This is a genomic window from Pseudomonas sp. WPR_5_2 (assembly GCF_003634475.1).
Lineage (GTDB): Bacteria > Pseudomonadota > Gammaproteobacteria > Pseudomonadales > Pseudomonadaceae > Aquipseudomonas > Aquipseudomonas izuensis.
This window is the reverse complement of sequence record NZ_RBLA01000002.1, coordinates 213,433-235,412: the sequence shown is the minus strand read 5'-3', so window position 1 is coordinate 235,412 and position 21,980 is coordinate 213,433. Positions and strand designations below refer to the sequence as shown.

The 21,980-nt window shown below is 58.8% G+C and carries 13 protein-coding genes and 4 tRNA genes; 6 read left to right on the top strand and 11 right to left on the bottom strand.

Annotated elements, in window-relative coordinates:
• Positions 1–458 precede the first annotated feature (458 nt).
• The 6 genes from BJ917_RS09795 to BJ917_RS09770 all read left to right on the top strand — a co-directional run bounded on the left by BJ917_RS09795 (position 459) and on the right by BJ917_RS09770 (position 10,779).
• Positions 459–2,195 carry a type I secretion system permease/ATPase gene (locus BJ917_RS09795; protein ID WP_096510040.1) on the top strand — a complete coding sequence of 579 codons (1,737 nt, stop codon included), beginning with the start codon at positions 459–461 and terminating at the stop codon, positions 2,193–2,195.
• A gap of 6 nt (positions 2,196–2,201) precedes the next feature.
• Entirely contained in the window at positions 2,202–3,542 is a 1,341-nt protein-coding gene (locus BJ917_RS09790) for an HlyD family type I secretion periplasmic adaptor subunit (protein WP_121103220.1), read from the top strand.
• Between the two features lies 1 nt (position 3,543).
• On the top strand, positions 3,544–4,872 hold the full coding sequence (locus BJ917_RS09785; RefSeq protein ID WP_121103219.1) for a TolC family outer membrane protein: 1,329 nt from the start codon (positions 3,544–3,546) through the stop codon (positions 4,870–4,872).
• Between the two features lie 474 nt (positions 4,873–5,346).
• On the top strand, positions 5,347–8,430 hold the full coding sequence (locus tag BJ917_RS09780) for an Ig-like domain-containing protein (RefSeq protein WP_256658534.1): 3,084 nt from the start codon (positions 5,347–5,349) through the stop codon (positions 8,428–8,430).
• Between the two features lie 174 nt (positions 8,431–8,604).
• Positions 8,605–9,735 (top strand): nitrilase-related carbon-nitrogen hydrolase, encoded by a 1,131-nt coding sequence (locus BJ917_RS09775; protein WP_121103499.1) that lies wholly within the window; start codon positions 8,605–8,607, stop codon positions 9,733–9,735.
• Between the two features lie 3 nt (positions 9,736–9,738).
• Positions 9,739–10,779, top strand: coding sequence for an AraC family transcriptional regulator (locus tag BJ917_RS09770; protein WP_121103218.1), 1,041 nt, complete (start codon positions 9,739–9,741; stop codon positions 10,777–10,779).
• Between the two features lie 384 nt (positions 10,780–11,163).
• Here BJ917_RS09770 and BJ917_RS09765 read toward each other — a convergent pair whose 3' ends face one another.
• The 11 genes from BJ917_RS09765 to BJ917_RS09715 all read right to left on the bottom strand — a co-directional run bounded on the left by BJ917_RS09765 (position 11,164) and on the right by BJ917_RS09715 (position 21,707).
• The gene (locus tag BJ917_RS09765; protein WP_096510036.1) at positions 11,164–11,970 is read right to left on the bottom strand and encodes a DUF2242 domain-containing protein; all 807 of its coding nucleotides are present in this window, start codon (positions 11,968–11,970) and stop codon (positions 11,164–11,166) included.
• 202 nt (positions 11,971–12,172) lie between these two features.
• The gene (locus BJ917_RS09760) at positions 12,173–14,044 is read right to left on the bottom strand and encodes a SurA N-terminal domain-containing protein (RefSeq protein WP_096510035.1); all 1,872 of its coding nucleotides are present in this window, start codon (positions 14,042–14,044) and stop codon (positions 12,173–12,175) included.
• 233 nt (positions 14,045–14,277) lie between these two features.
• Positions 14,278–14,550 (bottom strand): HU family DNA-binding protein, encoded by a 273-nt coding sequence (locus tag BJ917_RS09755; protein ID WP_002552737.1) that lies wholly within the window; start codon positions 14,548–14,550, stop codon positions 14,278–14,280.
• A 148-nt stretch (positions 14,551–14,698) separates the two neighbouring features.
• Positions 14,699–17,095, bottom strand: coding sequence for an endopeptidase La (gene lon, locus BJ917_RS09750; RefSeq protein ID WP_096510034.1), 2,397 nt, complete (start codon positions 17,093–17,095; stop codon positions 14,699–14,701).
• Positions 17,096–17,391: 296 nt separating this feature from the next.
• Positions 17,392–18,675 (bottom strand): ATP-dependent Clp protease ATP-binding subunit ClpX, encoded by a 1,284-nt coding sequence (gene clpX, locus BJ917_RS09745; protein WP_096510033.1) that lies wholly within the window; start codon positions 18,673–18,675, stop codon positions 17,392–17,394.
• 112 nt (positions 18,676–18,787) lie between these two features.
• Complete coding sequence (gene clpP, locus BJ917_RS09740; RefSeq protein ID WP_008034105.1) at positions 18,788–19,423, bottom strand: ATP-dependent Clp endopeptidase proteolytic subunit ClpP; 636 nt, start codon at positions 19,421–19,423, stop codon at positions 18,788–18,790.
• A gap of 92 nt (positions 19,424–19,515) precedes the next feature.
• Positions 19,516–20,826 carry a trigger factor gene (gene tig, locus BJ917_RS09735; protein WP_121103217.1) on the bottom strand — a complete coding sequence of 437 codons (1,311 nt, stop codon included), beginning with the start codon at positions 20,824–20,826 and terminating at the stop codon, positions 19,516–19,518.
• Positions 20,827–21,227: 401 nt separating this feature from the next.
• Positions 21,228–21,303 (bottom strand) — tRNA-His (locus tag BJ917_RS09730).
• Positions 21,304–21,380: 77 nt separating this feature from the next.
• Positions 21,381–21,465: transfer RNA gene (locus BJ917_RS09725), tRNA-Leu, on the bottom strand.
• A gap of 57 nt (positions 21,466–21,522) precedes the next feature.
• Positions 21,523–21,598 (bottom strand) — tRNA-His (locus tag BJ917_RS09720).
• Between the two features lie 32 nt (positions 21,599–21,630).
• A tRNA-Arg gene (locus BJ917_RS09715) sits at positions 21,631–21,707 on the bottom strand.
• Between the last annotated feature and the right edge of the window lie 273 nt (positions 21,708–21,980).

Sequence of the window (21,980 nt, the reverse complement as noted above, 5' to 3'; positions counted from 1 at the left end):
GGCGAACCTCCTGTACAGCTCCGTCACTCTGCAAAAGAACGCAATGATCGACATGTTTTGCTCCTTCAGGAGTCAACGTGCCTTGCATTGCCAAAGTGATGGCGGGCTTCAGGCGGGCGACCCTCCCCCATGACTAAAGTTCCATTGCAATTGACTGTCAATATTACGCCGTAAAAGCAGACGACCGGCATCAGACATGCCAACTAACTGTTATTTAACGATATATAGATTTTCTTAAGCACAGCTAGTGCGAAATGTTATTTGAAACTGTATCGCTAGAGAAACAAACGCCACCTACGCTCCTGCATGTGGAAGCACGGCAGAATTCGGGACTGGCCCAGAGAGCTACAGCTTGTGCCGACGAGCTGCCCACACAACTACATATTGTTAGCCAACTACGTTTACTGGCAGCTGTGGCGCCGCAAGGGCCATCGGCTTTTCGGTGGGGGACTACCAAAATGCACAAGCAGTCGAGCACCCGCTCCGAACTCGCCGACGCGATCTTTCGCCTGCGTCGCAGTTTTTACTCGCTGGCAGGGTTCAGTGGCGTCATCAATGTCATGATGTTGACGCCAGCCGTTTACATGCTGCAGGTCTATGATCGGGCCCTGGTCAGCCGCAACGTCACGACTTTGACGATGTTGACCGTGCTGGTGATAGGGCTGTTCCTGCTGATGTCCACGCTGGAATTGGTCCGCACCCGCGTGCTGATCCGGGTCGGCAACTGCCTCGACATGGACCTCAACCGACGCATCTTCACCGCCGCATTCGAACGCAACCTGAGCCGTGCCGGAGGTAATCCGGCCCAGGCCCTGCAAGATCTCGCGCAGGTTCGTCAGTTCCTCACCGGCAATGCCCTGTTCGCCTTCTTCGATGCCCCGTGGACACCGATCTACCTGTTGGTCGCCTACCTGATCCACCCGCTGCTCGGACTGGTGACGCTGATCGGTTCGCTGATACTGATGGGCCTGGCTTATCTCACCGAAAAGGCCACGCAGAAGCCGCTGGCCGAAGCCAATCAGGCCGCCCTCTCCTCCGCCCAATACGCCAACAACAACCTGCGCAACGCCGAGGTCATCGAGGCCATGGGCATGCTGCCGTCGATCAGCAAGCGCTGGTTCCAAAGCCATTTGCGCATTCTGGAAATGCAGACCCTGGCTTCCGACCGCGCCGCCTTGATCAGCAGCACCGGACGCTTCGTGCGCATCACGTTGCAGTCGCTGATCCTTGGCGCCGGCGCGCTGCTGGCCATCGAAGGCAAGATCACCCCGGGAATGATGATCGCCTGCTCGATCCTCACCGGCCGTGCGCTGGGCCCGGTGGAACAGGTCATCGCGTCGTGGAAGCAATTGCTCGGTTGCCGTTCGGCCTGGGGCCGGCTCAACGAGATGTTGCATGACTATCCACGCCGGCCACCGAGCATGTCGCTGCAGCGCCCCTTGGGCATGCTGGCGGTGGAGAACGTATTTGCCGGTGCCCCCGGCACCAACAACACGATTCTGCGCGGGGTGAGCTTCAGCCTCCTCCCGGGCGAAAGCCTTGGCGTCATCGGCCCATCCGCCTCGGGCAAATCCACCCTCGCCCGCCTGCTGGTCGGCGTCTGGCCGGCGCAGGCCGGCAAGGTGCGCCTGGACGGCGCGGACATATTCACCTGGAACAAGGGCGAGCTTGGCCCCTGGCTCGGCTACCTGCCACAGGACGTGGAACTGTTCGAAGGCAGCATCGCCGACAACATTGCGCGCTTTGGCGAAGTGGACAGCGACGCGGTCATCCGTGCGGCCAGGAGCACTGGCGTGCACGAGATGATCCTGCGTTTCCCGCAAGGTTATGACACGCGCCTGGGCACCGATGGCAGCCCGCTTTCCGGTGGCCAGAAGCAACGCATCGCCCTGGCCCGCGCCCTGTACGGCGAACCCAATCTGATCGTGCTGGATGAACCGAACGCCAACCTCGACGACGTCGGTGAAAAGGCCCTGGTCGATGCGTTGGCCGAACTCAAGGGCCGTGGCGCTACCGTCATTCTGATTTCCCACCGTCCCAACGTACTTTGCGCCGTCGACAAGGTGCTGATGCTGCGCGACGGCGGTGTGCAGATGCTCGGCACGCGCGATGAAGTATTCGCAGCGCTGCGCAAGGCCAGTGTGATACCTGCAGGCGCGCCGACTCCGCTGACCTCCGTCAAAGCACGGGAGTGACCGATCATGCAAATGAGCCAACACACCGAGATGATTCAGAACGATCCCAGGAGCGTGGTAGACCTGGACGTCGGCAAACCCGCGCGATGGGGCGTGTGGCTGGTGCTCGCCGGCTTCGGCGGTTTCCTCCTGTGGTCCTGGCTGGCGCCGCTGGATGCCGGCGTGGTCGCGACCGGCACGGTGAAAGTCACCAGCAATCGCAAAGCCGTGCAGCATCTGAGCGGCGGCACCGTGGAGGCCATACTCGTTCGCGAAGGCGATGTGGTGAAGAAAGGCCAGGAGGTGGTCCGCCTCGACTCGTTGCGCGCCGTTGCCGAACAGGGTGCGGTCGGCGCCCAGTACATCGTCAGCAAGACGGTGGAAAACCGCCTGGAAGCGGAACGTGACGACCGCGATGTGGTGAACTTCGATCCCGAGCTGGTCAAGCGCTTCGGCGATGACCACCGCCTGCTGGCCGCCATGGACCTGCAACAGCGCCTGCTGGATACCCGGCGCGCCGGCCTCGCGGGCGAAATCAGCATCCTGCAGGAAAACCTGGCGGCGTCGCAGGTGCAGCTCAAGGGGCTGCAACAGGTCTATGGCGCCCGCGCCTCGCAGATCAACTTCCTCAACCAGGAACTGCAAGGCACCCGCGTGCTGGCGGCTGAAGGCTATGTGCCGCGCAACCGCCTGCTGGAGCTGGAACGCAGCAACGCCGACCTCTCCGCCGGCCAGGCCGAGAACCTCAACAACATCGCTCGGGTGCGTAGCCAGACCACTGAAATCAAGCTGCGCATCCTGCAGCGCCAGCACGATTACCTGAAGGAAGTCGAATCGCAGCTGACTGACACCGCCAAGGAAAACACCACCCTGGCCGACCGCTTGCGCGCGCTGGACTATGAAGTGACCCACACGGTGATTCGTTCGCCCATCGATGGCATGGTCCAGTCACTGAGCATTGCCACCGTCGGCGGGATCATTCAGCCGGGCTTCAAGATCATGGAAATCGTTCCGGTCAACGAACCGCTGCAGGTGGACGCGATGATTCCCGTGCAGGCCATCGACAAGATGGTTCCCGGACTGGATGTGGACATTGCCTTTCCGGCCTTCAACCATGCCCAGACACCCAATATCCCCGGCCGCGTGAAGACCATCTCCGCCGACCGCCTGCTCGACGAGGAAAGCAAGCAACCGTTCTACCTGGCTCAGGTGGAAGTCACGCCCGATGGCATGAACCTGCTGGGCAGCAATCACATTCGCCCGGGCATGCCCGCCAGCGTCACCATCAAGACCGGCGAGCGCAACATGATGAGCTACCTGCTCAAACCAATGCTCGACCGCGTGGACAGCGCCTTCAAGGAACAATGAAATGGACCGTCATTGCCTGTTCTTCTGCCTGCTGGGGCTGAGCCTGCCGGCCGGCGCCATGGACCTCAAACAAGCCTGGGACCTGTTGCAGTACCAAGGCCCCATCTACCGCGCCGCCGTGCATGAAAAAGAGGCCGGCGGGGAAAACCGCGCCATCGGCAAGGCCGGCCTGCTGCCGCAGATCAGTGCCTCGGCCTACGACAACAAGGTCAATGGCACCCAACACCAGAACGGCATCGACAGGGATCTGGACTACGACTCCAAGGGCGCCAACGTGCGCCTGCGCCAGCCGCTGTTCAACAAACAGAAAATGGCCGAATACCGCCAGGGCCAGCAGCGAGCCGACTACAGCGTCGCGGTGTTCGATGCCAAGAGTCAGGACGCCGCGGTGCGCCTGGCCGAAAGCTATTTCGACGTGCTCCTGGCCAGCGAAACCATCGTCCTGGCCAAGTCCAAGCTCAACGCCTTCGAAGAACAACTCGCCTCGGCAAAACGGCGCATGGAATTGGGTGCCGGCACGGTCACCGACATCGATGAGTCGGCCGCTCGCCGCGACCTCGCCGAGGCCGAACTGATCGAAGCCCAGGACAACCTGATCAACGCGCGCCGCAAGCTGGAGGAATACATCGGTGAAACACCCGAATCCCTGACCACCTTGCAGCCGAACTTCGATACACCTCCGCTGCTGCCGAGCAACCTGCAGGACTGGTTGGTCAAGGCCCAGACCGATAGCCCGCTGATCCATGCGCGCCGATATAGCCGCGACCTCGCCGAAGAAGAAGTCAATCGCGCCAAAGCCGGCCACTGGCCAACCCTGGATTTCGTTGCCGGCTACACCGCGGGCGATAGCCAATCAATCTCCGAATTAAATCAACGCAACCGCTACGGCTCGATCGGGCTGGAAGTCAACATCCCGCTGTTCAGCGGTGGCGGTGTCAGCGCACTGACACGCCAGGCCAGCGCCAACAGCGAGAAGGCCACGGACGAACTCGACGCCACACGACAGGATGTCATCTCCGGAACCACCCGTGAGTATCACGGTGTACAGAGCGGCGCCAAACGCGTTCGCGCACTGGAGAAGGCAGTAGCGTCCAACGAACGTTCACTGATTTCGACACGCAAGGGCTTCAAGGAGGGAGGCACCAGTACCAATTCGGACGTCCTCAACGCCGAAGAGTTGCTCTTCGTTGCGCGCCACGATCTGTTCGAGGCCAAGTTGCGCTACCTGATGTCACGCCTGCGCCTGGCCTCTTCGGTGGGCAGCCTGGGCGATGACGATATCGACCAGATCAACGATTACCTTGGACCGGAGCTGCTGGTCACCAACTAACGATCACCTGCCAGCCGGTCGAGCCAAATGATGGCTGACCGGCGTTCCTCCCTCAGGGTAAATATCTTTGATAGTTACCCAAGCCCTGTCACATCTGTGACATTTTCAACCCTCACCGCGGACCAGCGAAGCAACTGGTTCGCGGCGCGCCCGGCATGCTTTTCCCCCACTTCCCGGCCGTCTGGCAACACCCACCAATGCAGAAATATCCTGTCAAAAGCGGTCGGTTGAACGGGGCTGCCACTCCCCCAAAAATGGGCGACCACACCCACTCAGCCGGGCATTTATCACCAGATTTGAGGAATATCACCCACCCCCCGTATCCCCCATTAGTACTAGTTAAACAACCCGCTAATTATTTGGAACTTTTTCTACGCCATGCTGTTGTGGCTCGTTAGTTGCTCTACCCCTTGTACCCGCAACAGCTGTCGTCCCGACAATGGAGACGGCGGGGCATCACGCGAGGGGTGAAAAATGAAACGCGCGACACCACCAAGCAATTCCATCGCCCTGCTGCGCAGGTCAAGCCTGCCTTGTGCGATGCTCATTACCCTGACCACCGCCAATGCCGCGCCGCTCGACGATGTCAGCCAACCACCACCGACAGACCCCTCGGCCTACTCTAATCCCCCGGCCGACCCCAAGGTCGCGCTGGATGCCTTGCTGACCATGCCGCCCGCCAACCAGGGTGCGATAGCCCTGCCCAACGGCGTGTATGGCGACCGCAAAACCCCGCGCGCCGACAACGTACTGCCGCCCAGCCTGCAAACCTCGTTCAAGATCCCCACCAACGGCAAGCCCAGCCCATTGTTCGGGGCCCAGCCGTTCACCCAGCAACTGCTGCTGTTCGAGGAATTCGGCACGGAAAAACTCGACCCGACCCTGCCCGCGCCGCCACTGACATTTCCCGTGCCCCTTGCCGGCCCTGCGCCCCAGCAGGACCCGGACAACATCGCTCGCAGCGGCCCGTCGAGTTCGGCACTGGAAGCCTTCATGCGCCAGCCGGGGCTTTATCCATTTCCGGCGCAGTACTCCAACGTGCTGGACCGCAACCCCTGGAAATCGCAGATCGAAGCCTTCCTCAACCGCCATCCGGTAGGTTCGCCGGCCGAAGGCCGTCCGCCAGGAAAGGGCTGGTCGCACCAGCGCTGGAACGAGTTCTATCCGCAGGTCGCCTTCAAAACCGTGCAAGCGGGCGCCAAACTCAACGGCGGCATGCGCGACCGCCGGCAATTGCACAACTACGCCGCCGGTGAGTTCGGCCCTGGCGGTCTCTACTACCAGACCTCGGACATCCCGACCACAACGGGTACCACCAAAGGCATCGACACCCGCTTTCACCCCAACATGCCGATTCAGAACCACAAGGCGCTCTGGACCTTCGACGGCACCTTTCCGGTCAAACTGCTGATGGTGCGTTACGGCCAACCGGTGCTGATGCGTCACTACAACGCCTTGCCGATCGACCCTTCGGCCAATATGGGGTTCGGCCTGCACACCCTCAGCACCCACGAGCACAACGGCCACTCCCCGGCCGAAAGCGACGGCTATACCAATGCGTTTTTCTTTCCGGGGCAGTACTACGACTATCGCTGGCCGATGCAACTGGCCGGCTACGACACCATCAACACCAAGGCTGAAGACCCTCGCGCAGCATTCCCGTGCGCGCCGGGCGAAACCTTGTTCGTCAACGATGCCACGCCAGGGCTGAAGACCTGCCAGAACGGCACCATCAAGATTCGCGGCGACTGGCGCGAAACCATGAGCACCCACTGGTTCCACGATCACATGCTCGATTTCACCGCGCAGAACGTCTACAAGGGCAACGCGGTGATGATGAACTACTACAGCGCACTGGATCGCGGTAACGAGGCAATCGAAGACGGCGTCAACCTGCGCCTGCCCAGCGGCTCGGCGCTGCCCTGGGGTAACCGCGACTATGACGTCAACTTGATGGTGGCCGACAAGGCCTGGGATAAGAACGGTCAACTGTGGTTCAACCCGTTCAATACCGACGGCTTCCTCGGCGATCAGATCCTGGTGAACTGGCAGTACCAGCCGAAACTCAAAGTACGGGCGCGCAGCTATCGTTTCCGCATTCTCAACGGTTCGGTGTCGCGTTACTTCAGGATTGCCCTCGTGCGTGAAATCGCCGGAACCGGTGGCGAACTCCCCGGGCCGGCAGGTTCCGGCGTCTCTTATGCCCGCGTGCCGTTCCACCTGGTCGGCAACGACGGCAACCTCATGGAACACGCGGTGCCGTTCGACGGCAGCATGGACCTGGACGGTGACGGCGACCTGCAAAACCATAACGCCATCCTGCCGACCCAAGGCATCGCCGAACGCTACGACATCATCGTCAACTTCGCGAAAAACGGGATCAGCGTTGGCGACAAGCTGTACTTCGTCAACTTGATGGCGCACCAGGGCGGCAGGGGGCCGGAAAAGACGCCCCTGAGCCTGGCCGACGTGATGTCCGGGAAGTACAAGGCGGTGCTCAAGCTGGGCAGCAAAGGGCTGGAATGGGACCAGGGCGACCCCGTGGTCGGCAAGTTCCTGCAACTGGTAGTGCAGCCTTACAGCGGCACGGATGTGAGCATGAACCCGGTTGACTATGAGCCTGCAAAACCGGGCAAGGCGGCCGGCAAGATCATGATCCCGTTGACCCTCAACCGTGACGACCCGACCGTGCAGGCCAAACTGAAACTGGCGCGGCATCGCGAGTTCATCTTCGGTCGTTCCGATGGCACCGACGAAGCGCCATGGACCATCAAGACCGATGGGGGATTTGGCTACACCATGGACCCTCGCCGCCTCAGTGCCGCACCGCAACTGGCCAACGGCCCGACCGATGGCGGCTACAGCGGCGACGGCACCCTGGAAGTGTGGAAAATCAAGAACGGTGGCACCGGCTGGAACCACCCGGTGCACGTGCACTTCGAGGAAGGCATCGTCCTCAGCCGCGACGGCAAGGCACCGCCGGAATGGGAGAAATGGGCGCGTAAGGATGTGTACCGCATCGGCGAAGGCATCGACAGTTCGGTGGATGTGGAAATGGCGATTCACTTCCGCGAGTTTGCCGGGACCTACATGGAGCATTGTCACAACACCCAGCACGAAGACAATTCCATGCTGTTGCGTTGGGATATCGAGCATCCGGGTCAGTTCCAGTTGATGCCAACCCCCCTGCCCGGCTGGGACGGCGTCACCTACGTGAACTCCGCGGCGCTGCCGACCTTCCGTAATGGCGCAGGCGAGAACAAAAAACCGGTCGCCAAATCCGACAGCGCCTCCAGCAGCAACGGCAAACCGCTGACCATCAATGTCCTGGCCAACGACAACGACCCGGACGGCAATGTGCCACTTTCCGTGGTGGGGCTGACGCAACCGGCCTCCGGCCAGGGCACGGTCAGCACCGACGGTGTGCGTGTGATCTACACGCCGCCGGCCACTGCCCACCCACGATTCACCGCGAACTTTACCTATCAAGCCAGCGACGCCAAAGGCGCGATGTCGTCACCGGCAACCGTGTCCGTGACGGTCGCGGCAGCACGCTGACGGTGACCGCAACGCCCCCCACCGTCGGGCCCGACACCGGGCTCGACGGTGGCCATCCTGCAACAAAAACTGAAAACCGTGAAAAATCTGTCGCTAACGGTTTGTTTTGCCGTAGCCTCTCTCGGCATCTGAATGCAAAATCCTGCCCTGCACACGGCCGTTTACTGTTTTCCCATGCGTAAATTTTTGTACCTGACCTTTTCAATGGCGCTGATCGCCGCCCTGACGACCTACGCCATGTGGGCCGCGGATCGCCCGGCGGGCCATTACCTCTCGGACCTGCGGATCGATCTCGCCGTCGATGAAGGCACGCCCGCCGACCGTGGCAACCTGCTGGGCATCCAGCCCGAGCTGTTCCCCACCGATTACCAAAGCCCCGAGCGCCTGCACCGCAAACTCGCGGCTTATTTGCAAAAGGCCCAGGAACAAGGCTTGCTCAACGAGAAAACCATCGTCGTGCTGCCCGAACATGTCGGCACCTGGCTGATGGTCAGCGGTGAAAAGGATGAGTTGTACCAGGCCACCTCCCTCAAGGAAGCCATGAATTGGCTCGCCGTGAGCAATCCCTTGAAGTTTGTCCGTGCGCTGATGAGCGCCGAGGGCGGCAGTCGCCTGGATGACGCCCACCTGCGCATGAAAGCCAAAGGCATGGCCAAGGACTACCAGGCCTTGTTCGGCGGTTTGGCGAAAGAATTCCGTGTGACCCTGGTGGCAGGTTCCATCGTATTGCCCGAGCCCGTTGTCATCGACGGCACCCTGAAAATCGGTCGCGGCGCGCTGTACAACAGTAGCGTGGTGTTTGGCCGCGACGGCGTGCCGATCGGCCAACCCCAGCGGCAGATGCACCCGGTGTTTGAACAGCAGGATGCGATCAAGGCCAATGGCGAGCACACGCTCAACGTTGTTGATACCCCGGCCGGACGCCTGGGTGTGCTGATCGGCATCGACAGTTGGTACCCGGACAACTATCGCAAACTCGACGATCAGCAGGTACGGATCGTCGCGGTCCCGGCGTTCGTTGCCGGCCGAGGCACCTGGGATCAACCGTGGCGCGGCTACAAGGGCTCTTCGACGCCGGGTTCCGTCAGCCTCAAGGCCGGGGACCTGAGCGAGGGCCAGGCCTGGCACCGCCTGACCTTGACCGCCCAACCGCCCTCCAGCCAGGCAATAGGCGGCATGAGCGTGTTTTTGCGTGGCCAGTTCTGGGATCAAGCCAGCGCCGGCCAAAGCTTTCTCAGTAGCAACGGTCAACATTTTTCCGACGGCGACGCCCGCGCTGCGCGCCTGCTCAACCTTTGGTTGTAAGCCATGAAACCGCAACCGATGCGACTCGGTGATCTTTCGGTAGGCTTCGTTCACAGCCTGGCCGACGCGGTGCGCAGCCATGGTGTGGACCCGCAGCCTCTGCTGGAACAATACGGCCTCGATGCGGCCCGTCTCGGCGAGGCCGGTGCCCGACTCTCGATTCCACGCTACATGCGCCTGGGCCACAGCGCCATTCAGTTGACCGACAACCCCGCACTCGGCTTGCGCATGGGTCACTTCAGCCGCCTGAGCCAGGCCGGGCTCGCCGGTGTCACCGCCGCCCAGGCGCCGACGGTGCGCGAGGCGGCGCGCTGCCTGATTCGCTTCGAAGCCTTGTACGGCTCCAACTATCGCGGTCAATCGAGTTTTCACGAAGACCCTCAGGGGGCATGGCTGCGCTTCTACTCCATCAGCCCTTACAACAGTTACAACCGCTTCGTGGTGGACTCGATCATCGCAGGCTGGTTGCAGCAATTATCCAGCGTGAGCCCTGCACCGCTGCGCGCCGAGCGCATCGACATCGAATTCGAAGCACCTGACTACCACGCAGCCTATGACGTGCTGGGCGACTGCCCGATTCAGTTTGGCGCTGAACACAACCAGCTGCGCCTGAGCCTGGCCAGCCTCGCTCAGCGTAATCCGGAGCACTGCCCGAGTACCTGGCGCCACTTGCTGAAGTTGTGTGAACGGGAACTGGAGCAACTGACACGCACCCGCAGCCTGCGTGAACGCATCACTCAGTTACTGGGGCCGTTGCTCAATGGTGGCCGGGAACCCGACCTGGAAGAAGTGGCGGCACGCCTGAAGCTGCCCGTCTGGACCTTGCGCCGCAAACTGGCCGAAGAAGGTACGCAGTTTCGCGCGATTCTTAACGACACGCGTCGCGACCTGGCCATGACCTACATCCGCGATACCGAGCTGGCGTTCGGAGAAATTGCCTATCTGCTGGGCTTTGCCTCAGCCGAAGCCTTTCAGCGCGCCTTCAAACGCTGGACCGGCCAGACACCCGGCGAGTTTCGCCGAAGTCATCGACAAACAGCTTGAAGCTGCAGGTCAACCGCTACAAGTTTGAAGCCCGAAAGCAATAATTACAGCTCGGTAGCGTCTTCCGCCGGCTCCGGCGGGTCCAGTTCAAATGCCTGATACTCGAGCAGTTCTTCTTGATAATCGTCCATTTTGAATCCCCCACGGGCTCATTGAAAAAAATGCCTGAATAAATGACCTGCGCCTTGAGCATAAAGTGCCCGAATGAAAGAAAAATGACGCTGGCACGACACTACGTCGCTACTGAATAAAACGTAGCAGGCGCTCAGGAATTTATCACAGGTTTTTTTTCGAGGCAGGCCGCAGGACAGCGGTCTGTTTGACGTGGATCAATCTTGCCACCGCCACGGGACCGGCTTTTTTTGCCCGGCCCCGTCACGTCGATCACTGTCCAGTGATCGGCATGGCCTGAATCGGCTCTGAAGGTGGCGGAATGTCGCTCGGGTTGGCCGGTGGCGTGATCGTTTCCGTGGAAGGCTTCGGCTCGGCGTTCGGGGTCGCGGCAATCGGAGCGGCTTCAGGCGGCGGCGCTACCGGTTCGGACGCGACCGGAGCGGCTTCGACCGGTGCCGATGTCGATTGCGGAGCCAAGGCAGCTGGCGCGGGTTCCGGCATGCCCAGCTCGGTTTTCGGCTTGTCGGTGATGTGCGCCGCTTCTTTCACTTCCTTGGGCAGGAACAGTTCGACCAGCGCGAAGAATCGCTCGTAGAACTTGTGCGACGATACGGTTTCACTCGCGATCTTGACCATCGAGTCGTCCGACGAACCGATCGGCATCGACACCGAACCCAGCACGCCTACACCGAGGCTGGCGGAGTTATTGGTCTTCTTCAGCGCATACTGGTCCTGCAGGGCGTTGGCGAACACCGTGGCGTGATGCCCGGCGCTGCCGTCTTCGGCACAGACCACACTGAAACTGATTTCCATGTGGGTCTCGCCGGTCTGCTGGAAGCTCTTGTGCCCGCTGACCAGTTTCGGATCGCTGCTGGTGATGATGTAGCCCTGGCTCAACAGGGCCCGACGAGCGGCTTCGCAGCTTTGCGCGTCGGTCACCGGGTAATTTCGGGAGAAGGTTCCGGAGTCGTCGAAGTTCTCATGCTCATAGATGGCGGCTTTCTTCGACGAGCACCCGGCCGCAGCGGCCAGCACCAGCGCCAGCCCGGCAACACGCATGGGAAGTGATTTAGACATTGAACATCCTGAAGAAAACGATTCGGGGCGTATTGTGCAACAGATCGATGCTTAGCGTCGCATCGATTGTGTCTTAAAACGGTTACAGGGGTGTTGACTCCGATATTAGGCAAAAAGTCCCATACACTCGTCAGCGCGGCTGTAATAAAAAACCCCGGCCTTTCGGCCGGGGTTCTTGTGTAGCGCATCGCTCAGTCCGACATCAGAAACGCTTGATCTCGGCCTGGCTTTCCAGCTGCTTGCGGTAAGCCGCAAAGTCTTGCTGGCCAACACGGGAAGCGAGGAAGCGACGGTATTGAGCCTTCTCTTCTTCGGTCGGTGCTGCGGCCTCGTTGACACCGTTCAGGCGTACGATCATCAGGTTGCCATCAGGCAGGGTCACGCTGGTGAAGGTCGGCTTGTCCTTGGCGGCAGGCTTGGGCATGCGGAACAGCGCCTGCAGCACGGCTGGGTCGACCCCTTCCTGAGCGCGGGTCGCGGCTTCGGTCACTTTCCAGCTCTGCCCGTCGATCGCCTTGTCCAGCGGAGTCTTGCCATCGCGCAGGCTGGTAATCAGCTCATCGGCCTTGGTCTTGGCAGCAGCACTGGCGTGCTCCTTGGCCAATTGGGCGCGAATCGGACCGGCCACGCTTTCCAGCGGCAGCTGCGAAGGCTTGAGGTGTTCCTTGGCGCGCAAGACGATCACGGTTTCCGGATCAAGCTCGATGGCCGTGCTGTTGGCACCCTCTTCCAGCACTTCCTGGCTGAACGCCGCAGTGACCACGGCACGGTTGGCCGCAACGCCCTCCCCGCCTTCACGGCCAAACGGCTTGGACGTATGAACGGTGAGCTTGAGGTCCTGTGCCGGCTGGGCCAGATCAGAGGCTTCGAACGTGGAGTCTTCCAGTTGCTTGGTTGCCTCGACGAAACGCTGCTCGACCTGCTGGGCCTTCAATTCGCGGGTCAACTTGTCTTTCAGGCTGGCGAGCGTTGGCACTTCAGGCGCTTCCACGCCCAACAGCTTGATCAAGTGGAAACCGAAGTCGGTGCGAACCGGCCCGGAAACCTGATCCTTGGCCAGCGAGTACAGGGTTTTCTCGAACGCTGGATCATAGACGCCAGGGCCGGCGTAGCCGAGATCGCCGCCATTGTTGGCCGAACCCGGATCCTGCGAGAACTCCTTGGCCAGGGCTTCGAACTTATCGCCTTTGGCCAGACGTGCCTGGATCTCTTCGATTTTGGCCTTGGCCTGGGCTTCAGTGGTCTTGTCGTTCACTTCAATCAGAATGTGCGCAGCCCGGCGTTGCTCGGACAGGTTCGCGATTTCTTTCTGATACGCCGCCTGCAGGTCTTCGTCCTTGACGCTGACCTGATCAAAGAAGGAAGCCTTCTTCAACTCCAGGTAATCAATGACCACCTGATCCGGTGTCATGAATTCCTTGGCGTGTTCGTCGTAATAGGCTTTGACTTCGTCGTCGGTCAGCTTAACGGCCGCCGGGTCAACCTTGATGCTCAGGGAAGCGAAATCGCGGGTCTGTTTTTCCAGACGGGCGAAGGCCAGAACCTGTGCATCGGTGACGAAGCCGCTACCCGCCACACCGGCGCGCAACTGGCCAATCAGCATTTCCTGGGCCAGCATCTGGCGGAATTGCATACGGCTGTAGCCGAGTTGGCGAATGACCTGATCGAAACGCTCAGGACTGAATTTGCCATCCACCTGGAATTCAGGTGTTTGCAGGATGACCTGGTCCAGGGCCGCTTCGGAGAAAGCGAATTTCGAACTTTCTGCGCCTTGCAGCAGCAGTTTGCGGTCGATCAGGCCTTTGAGAGCCGATTCGCGCAGCATTTTTTCGTCGAGCAAGGAAGCATCGAAATCCTTGCCCAGCTGTTGCATGAGTTGACGGCGTTGCATATCGACCGCCTGGCTCAGCTCATTCTGGCTGATTTCTTCGCCATTGACCTTCGCCGCCTCATTCTTGTGCGTCGTAGCCTTGAAAATGGCGTCGAAACCGGTCAAAGCCATCAGTGCAACGATGACCCCGATGATGGTCTTGGCAATCCAGCCTTGTGAATTGTCCCTGATATTCTGCAGCATGCGTCCCCCATAAACGGTTGAACTTCAAAATTAGGCAACCGTGGAGCGTGGGTAGAATCCGGATAGAAGAAAGGCGCATCCGAGGATGCGCCTTCTCGTAACTGGCGGAGCGGACCGATGACTCGAACTTGCGAGCCTCGGCGTCTCGGACCGGCGACCTGCCGACTGGACTACCGCTCCGCTGCCAGGTCAGGCATGACCCCGACCCGGATAGGTAAAAACCTGAATCGAACTTAGTTGACAGCTTCTTTCAGTGCTTTACCGGCTTTGAAACCTGGTTTTTTGGCTGCCGCGATTTCCAGTGTCTTACCAGTCTGTGGGTTACGACCAATGCGAGCTGGACGATCAGTTACGGAGAAGGTACCGAAACCAACCAGAACAACGGAGTCGCCAGCCTTGAGAGCGCCAGTGACGGATTCGATTACAGCGTCCAGCGCACGGCCAGCAGCAGCTTTCGGGATATCAGCGGATGCAGCGATAGCATCAATCAGTTCCGACTTGTTCACTCTAAGTCCCCTTATATCTATTTGAGTATGATTCTAAGTTTTTTGGTGAAAGCAAAAACGAGTGCTGAATGGCCTACAGACACTTAAGAGCCGCTTTATAACAAGGGCTCTAAAAAACTGTCAAGGAAGCCCCCCAGGCAAATACGTACTAATGCGTGCTAATTCTTTCCTTAGAATCGGACTCGCGCTTTTCATCCTTCGCGACAATCTCCGGAGCCACATCCGGCAAGGGCTCCGGCGCGTATTGCAGCGCAATTTGCAGGACCTCGTCAATCCATTTAACCGGTTTAATCTGGAGATCTTGCTTGATATTGTCAGGAATTTCCTTCAGATCGCGAACATTCTCTTCAGGAATGATCACAGTCTTGATTCCACCACGGTGAGCGGCGAGCAGTTTTTCTTTCAAACCGCCGATCGCCAGTACCTGGCCACGCAATGTGATTTCACCGGTCATGGCTACATCCGCACGCACCGGAATGCCGGTCAATGCCGATACCAGCGCCGTGCACATGCCCACACCGGCGCTAGGCCCGTCTTTCGGCGTCGCCCCTTCCGGCATGTGGATATGGGTATCGCGCTTCTCGTGGAAGTCCAGGGGAATCCCCAGGCTCTTCGCGCGGCTGCGCACCACGGTCAAGGCTGCGGTGATCGACTCGACCATCACGTCGCCCAGGGAACCGGTCTTGATCAACTGGCCTTTGCCCGGTACGACAGCGGCTTCGATGGTCAGCAATTCGCCGCCCACCTGGGTCCACGCCAACCCGGTAACCTGCCCGATCTGATCCTGCTGTTCTGCCAGGCCATAACGGAATTTACGCACACCCAGGAAGTGTTCCAGATCGTCGGCGGTGACCTTCACCGAGAAGCGTTTTTCCAGGGCATGCTCTTTGACCGCCTTGCGGCAAACCTTGGCAATCTGGCGCTCCAGGCCACGCACACCGGCTTCGCGGGTGTAGTAACGGATGATGTCGCGGATCGCTTCCTCATCGAATTCCAGTTCGCCTTTTTTCAAGCCGTTGGCCTGAATCTGCTTGGGCGAAAGGTATTTGACGGCGATGTTGATCTTCTCGTCCTCGGTGTAGCCCGGCAGACGAATCACTTCCATCCGGTCCAGCAACGCCGGCGGAATGTTCATGGAGTTCGAGGTGCACAGGAACATCACATCGGACAGGTCGTAGTCGACTTCCAGATAGTGGTCGTTGAAGTTGTGGTTCTGCTCGGGATCGAGCACTTCCAGCAACGCCGACGCCGGATCGCCACGCATGTCGCTGCCCATTTTGTCGATTTCATCGAGCAGGAACAGCGGGTTGCGGACGCCCACCTTTGTCATCTTTTGAATCAATCTTCCTGGCATCGAACCGATGTAAGTACGGCGATGACCACGAATTTCCGCCTCATCACGCACACCACCGAGGGCCATGCGCACGAACTTGCGGTTGGTGGCGTGCGCGATCGACTCCGCCAGAGAGGTTTTACCCACCCCCGGAGGACCGACGAGGCACAACACCGGACCACGAATTTTCTTCACGCGCTTTTGCACGGCGAGGTATTCGAGAATCCGCTCTTTGACTTCTTCCAGACCATAATGGTCGGCATCGAGTATGTCTTCTGCGCGCGCCAGGTCCAGACGGACCTTGCTCTGGGCCTTCCACGGCACCTGAACCAGCCAGTCGATGTACGAACGCACCACCGTCGCTTCCGCGGACATTGGCGACATCTGTTTGAGCTTGTTCAGTTCGGCCTGAGCCTTGGCAAGCGCGTCTTTTGGCAGGCCGGCGGCATCGATACGCTTTTTCAGCTCCTCGACTTCGTTGTGACCTTCGTCGCTGTCGCCGAGCTCTTTCTGAATGGCCTTCATCTGCTCGTTCAGGTAGTACTCGCGCTGACTGCGCTCCATTTGTTTTTTGACGCGACCGCGAATGCGTTTTTCGACTTGCAGCAGATCGATCTCGGCGTCCAGCAATGCCAGGACATGTTCGACCCGTGCCGATAGATCGATGATTTCGAGGATTTCCTGCTTCTGCTCGATTTTCAGGGCCATGTGCGCGGCCATGGTGTCGACCAGGCGCCCAGGCTCGTCGATGCTGTTGAGCGACGACAGGACTTCAGCGGGGACTTTCTTGCCCAGTTGCACATATTGTTCGAACTGCGACAGCAGGCTGCGAACAAACACTTCCGACTCGCGCTCTGGCGCGTCGGATTCGTCGATCAACGAGACTTCGGCACGGCAGTGGCCGTCCACTTCGCTGAAACGCTCGACAGCGCCCCGCTGCTCGCCCTCGACCAGAACCTTGACGGTGCCGTCAGGCAGCTTCAGCAGCTGTAGAACGGTAGCTATCGTACCTACGCGATAAAGTGCGTCTTCACCGGGATCGTCGTCGGCAGGGTTTCTCTGAGCCAGCAGAAGGATCTGCTTGTCGCCCGTCATCGCTGCCTCGAGGGCTTCGATGGATTTCTCGCGCCCCACGAACAGCGGGATAACCATGTGCGGATAAACCACGACATCACGCAATGGCAGGAGAGGCAATTCGATGGTTGTCTTCATGATTTCGCCTCTACGGCGGCCTTAAGGCCGGAAACAGATGAAAGTAAGCTTGAAACCAAGATGGGGGCTCGTCTGGAAAAAAACAAGCGGATAAAAGAATCACTTGAAAGATCAGTGCTTGCGGCAGCGCCTGGGGGCCTGATACATCGGAAAAATCAGTTCGGCTTTCATGCCGTCTTCGCTGGCAAGCCAGCTCCTACACAAGCCAGCGCCTACAAAAGCCAGCCCCGGCACAAGCCAGCTCCCCAATAGTAAAGGGGCCCGAAGGCCCCTTCTTTGTACCGACTGCGTGACGCTTAGGCGTCTGGCGCGGCCTTGGCAGCAGGCTCATTGTTCTCATAGATAAACAATGGCTTGGACTTGCCTTCAATAACGCTTTCGTCGATCACTACTTTACTCACCTCGGACTGCGAGGGAATTTCGTACATAGTGTCGAGCAACACACCTTCGAGAATCGAACGCAGTCCGCGAGCACCGGTTTTGCGTTCCAGCGCGCGCTTGGCAACCGACTTCAGCGCGTCAGCCCGGAATTCCAGGTCCACGCCTTCCATCTCGAACAACTTGGCATACTGCTTGGTCAGCGCATTTTTCGGCTCGGTGAGAATCTGCATCAATGCAGCCTCATCCAGCTCGTCCAGCGTTGCAAGGACTGGCAGGCGACCGACGAACTCCGGGATCAAACCGAACTTGACCAGATCATCAGGCTCGACTTCACGCAGGGATTCACCGACTTTCTTGCCTTCTTCCTTGCTGCGCACTTCCGCATTGAAACCAATGCCACCTTTGGTGGAACGGTTCTGAATGACTTTTTCCAGACCGGAGAACGCACCACCACAGATGAACAGGATGTTACGGGTGTCGACCTGCAGGAATTCCTGCTGCGGATGCTTGCGACCACCTTGAGGCGGAACGGAAGCGACCGTGCCTTCGATCAACTTGAGCAGGGCCTGCTGTACGCCTTCACCGGAAACGTCCCGGGTGATCGACGGGTTGTCAGACTTGCGCGAGATCTTGTCGATCTCATCGATGTAGACAATGCCCATCTGGGCCTTTTCCACGTCGTAATCGCACTTCTGCAGCAGCTTCTGAATGATGTTCTCGACATCTTCACCCACGTAACCCGCCTCGGTGAGGGTGGTTGCGTCGGCGATGGTGAACGGAACGTTCAGCAAGCGGGCCAGTGTTTCGGCAAGCAGGGTTTTACCCGAGCCTGTCGGGCCGATCAGCAAGATGTTGCTCTTGCCGAGTTCGACATCGTCATTCTTTTTGTCACGCTGGTTCAGGCGCTTGTAGTGGTTGTACACCGCTACGGCCAGAACCTTTTTCGCACGCTCCTGACCAATCACGTATTGATCAAGGATGCCGCTGATTTCTTTAGGCGAAGGCAATTTATGCGCGCTGCTTTCGGCCTGGGCTTCCTGCACCTCCTCACGGATGATGTCATTGCACAGGTCAACGCACTCGTCGCAGATAAAGACCGAGGGGCCGGCAATCAATTTGCGCACTTCATGCTGGCTTTTGCCACAGAAGGAGCAATAGAGCAGCTTGCCGTTGTCCTCGCCGTTGCGGGTGTCAGTCATTCGTTCGATCCAAATCCGATAGGCTTGCAACACAAGATGAAGGCTATTGCGGGCTTTTTCAAGCCCGCCGGTGATCAGACCAGCCGACCAAGCCTATTTTGAGCTGCTTATTTTAAGCGGGGCGCTGGGTGATGACTTCATCGATCAACCCATACTCACGCGCGGCTTCTGCACTCATGAAGTTATCGCGGTTGGTATCGCGCTCGATTTCTTCAAGCGTGCGCCCGCTGTGCTTGGCCATCAGCGTGTTGAGACGCTCGCGTATGAAGAGGATTTCCTTGGCATGGATTTCGATATCCGACGCCTGGCCCTGGAAACCGCCCAGTGGCTGGTGAATCATCACACGCGAGTTCGGCAAGCAGTAACGCTTGCCAGGGGCACCGGCCGTCAGCAGGAACGCGCCCATGCTGCACGCCTGGCCGATACAGGTGGTCGACACGTTTGGCTTGATGAACTGCATGGTGTCGTAGATCGACATGCCCGCCGTCACCGAACCGCCCGGGGAGTTGATATAGAGATGGATGTCCTTGTCCGGGTTTTCCGCTTCAAGGAACAGCAGTTGCGCACAAATCAGGTTGGCCATGTAGTCCTCTACCGGACCAACCAGAAAGATCACACGCTCCTTGAGCAGGCGCGAGTAAATATCGTAGGCGCGTTCGCCACGAGCGGACTGCTCGACAACCATCGGGACCAGGCCGCCTGCGGCCTGGATATCAGAGTTCTGCTGAATATACGAATTACGGAACATGCTCTGCAGTCACTCCCAAAAGTTATGTCTTGAATACGCATAAGCCAGCTCGAAGGCTGGCTTATGGTGTGTACTTCTAACGCAAAAACAATTTAGTCGGCTTTTGGAGCTTCTACCGGCTTGACTGCTTCTTCGTAAGAGACCGATTTGTCGGTCACGCTAGCTTTCTGCAGAACAGTATCCACAACTTGCTCTTCCAGCACAACCGAACGGACTTCGTTCAGTTGCTGGTCGTTCTTGTAGTACCAGGACACGACCTGCTCAGGCTCTTGGTAAGCCGAAGCCATTTCCTGAATCATTTCGCGAACGCGGGTTTCGTCAGGCTTGAGGTCGAATTGCTTGACCACTTCAGCCACGATCAGACCCAGGACAACACGGCGCTTGGCTTGCTCTTCGAACAGCTCGGCCGGCAGTTGATCAGGCTTGATGTTGCCACCGAACTGCTGAACAGCCTGCACGCGCAGACGGTCAACTTCGTTGGACAGCAGAGCCTTCGGCACTTCGATCGGGTTGGTGGCCAGCAGACCGTCCATTACCTGATTCTTGACCTTGGATTTGATCGCCTGGCGCAGTTCGCGCTCCATGTTCTTGCGAACTTCGGTGCGGAAGCCTTCCAGACCGGTTTCCTTGATGCCGAATTGAGCGAAGAACTCTTCGGTCAGTTCTGGCAGTTTTGGCTCGGAAACGGTGTTTACAGCGACAGTGAACTCAGCGGTTTTGCCAGCCAGGTCCAGGTTCTGATAGTCCTCAGGGAAGGTCAGGTTCAGAACGCGCTCTTCGCCGGCCTTGGCGCCGACCAGACCGTCTTCGAAGCCAGGGATCATGCGGCCGGAACCCAGAACCAGCTGAGTACCCTTGGCGGAACCGCCAGCGAACACTTCACCGTCGACCTTGCCGACGAAATCGATGTTCAGTTGGTCTTCGTTCTGAGCGGCACGCTCGGCCACTTCGAAACGGGTGTTCTGCTTGCGCAGGATGTCCAGCATCTTGTCCAGATCGGCATCAGCCACGTCAGCGCTCAGGCGCTCGACGGTGATACCTTCGAAACCGGCAACGGTGAACTCAGGGAATACTTCGAAAACAGCGACGTATTCCAGGTCCTTGCCAGCTTCCAGGGATTTAGGCTCGATCGAAGGCGAACCAGCCGGGTTCAGCTTCTGCTCAACCACAGCTTCGTAGAAGGAAGACTGGATCACGTCGCCTACCGCTTCCTGGCGAGCTTCAGCGCCGAAACGACGCTTGATTTCGCTCATTGGCACTTTGCCTGGACGGAAGCCTGCGATCTTGGCCTTTTGGGCAGTCTGCTGCAGACGCTTGTTGACCTGAGTCTCGATGCGCTCAGCCGGCACGGTGATGCTCATGCGGCGCTCAAGAGCAGAAGTATTTTCAACAGAAACTTGCATGGATATTCCTCGTTGCACAGACGTTGGCCGGCCGTTTCCGACCCCAGAATCAAGGGCATGCATTCTAGTGGGTCAAACTCAAGAAGTCACCCTACTGAAAACGGGTAAAAACGCAGCAGGCAATTTATAGGTGCGAATGCACGGATGCACCTCGCCCCGGTGGCAAATACAGCCAATCACGCCAAGGCTCTGCGCCAACCCTTCTATATATAGAAGAGGTTGCCAATCATCTCCCTGGCAACCGATCTTGCGAGCAAGGCCGGCGGGCAGCGCAGCATCATCGAGAAACATAAATACGACGAAACGCCCTGCCCCTGCAGCCCGGTACCGCAGCCGCCGAATACTCAAACCACTGAAACAAAAAAGGCGCCAGACTATTAAATCTGGCGCCTTTCGAAATATGGGGTGGACGATGGGGATCGAACCCACGACAACGGGAGTCACAATCCCGTGCTCTACCAACTGAGCTACGCCCACCATATTGCGTGCCAAAGAAGCCAAACAACTTCTTTGTGAGCCCCAGCCAGGCCAATCGGCATGGATGACGCTTTATTTGGTGCGGATGAAGAGACTCGAACTCTTACGCCTCGCGGCGCTGGAACCTAAATCCAGTGTGTCTACCAATTCCACCACATCCGCGGATGAAGCCTTTAAAGCAAAGGCGCCAGACTGTTAATCTGGCGCCTTTTCGAAATATGGGGTGGACGATGGGGATCGAACCCACGACAACGGGAGTCACAATCCCGTGCTCTACCAACTGAGCTACGCCCACCATATTGCGCTACTTGTGCCAAAGCTGCCTAATGGCGCACCCGGCAGGACTCGAACCTGCGACCATCCGCTTAGAAGGCGGATGCTCTATCCAGCTGAGCTACGGGCGCCTTATTAATCTGTACCCTTGAAGGACTACAAACTAAATGCTTTCCAGTCTTGCAGAACCTTGATTCCGCTTGACCTTCTTAACCAGTGCTAGGCTGTGCCCGACAAGTGCGACGAATAGTATAGAGCCCCCCGAAGGTCGTCAAATCCTTTTTAAAAAAAATTCATTTAATTAAAGGAGTTAGGGGAATTTGCAGACCAAGCGCCTTTGCCCTCACCGCACGACATGCGAGAATGCGCTCTCTTTTTTTCCCCTCTCGATGGTTAATCACGCG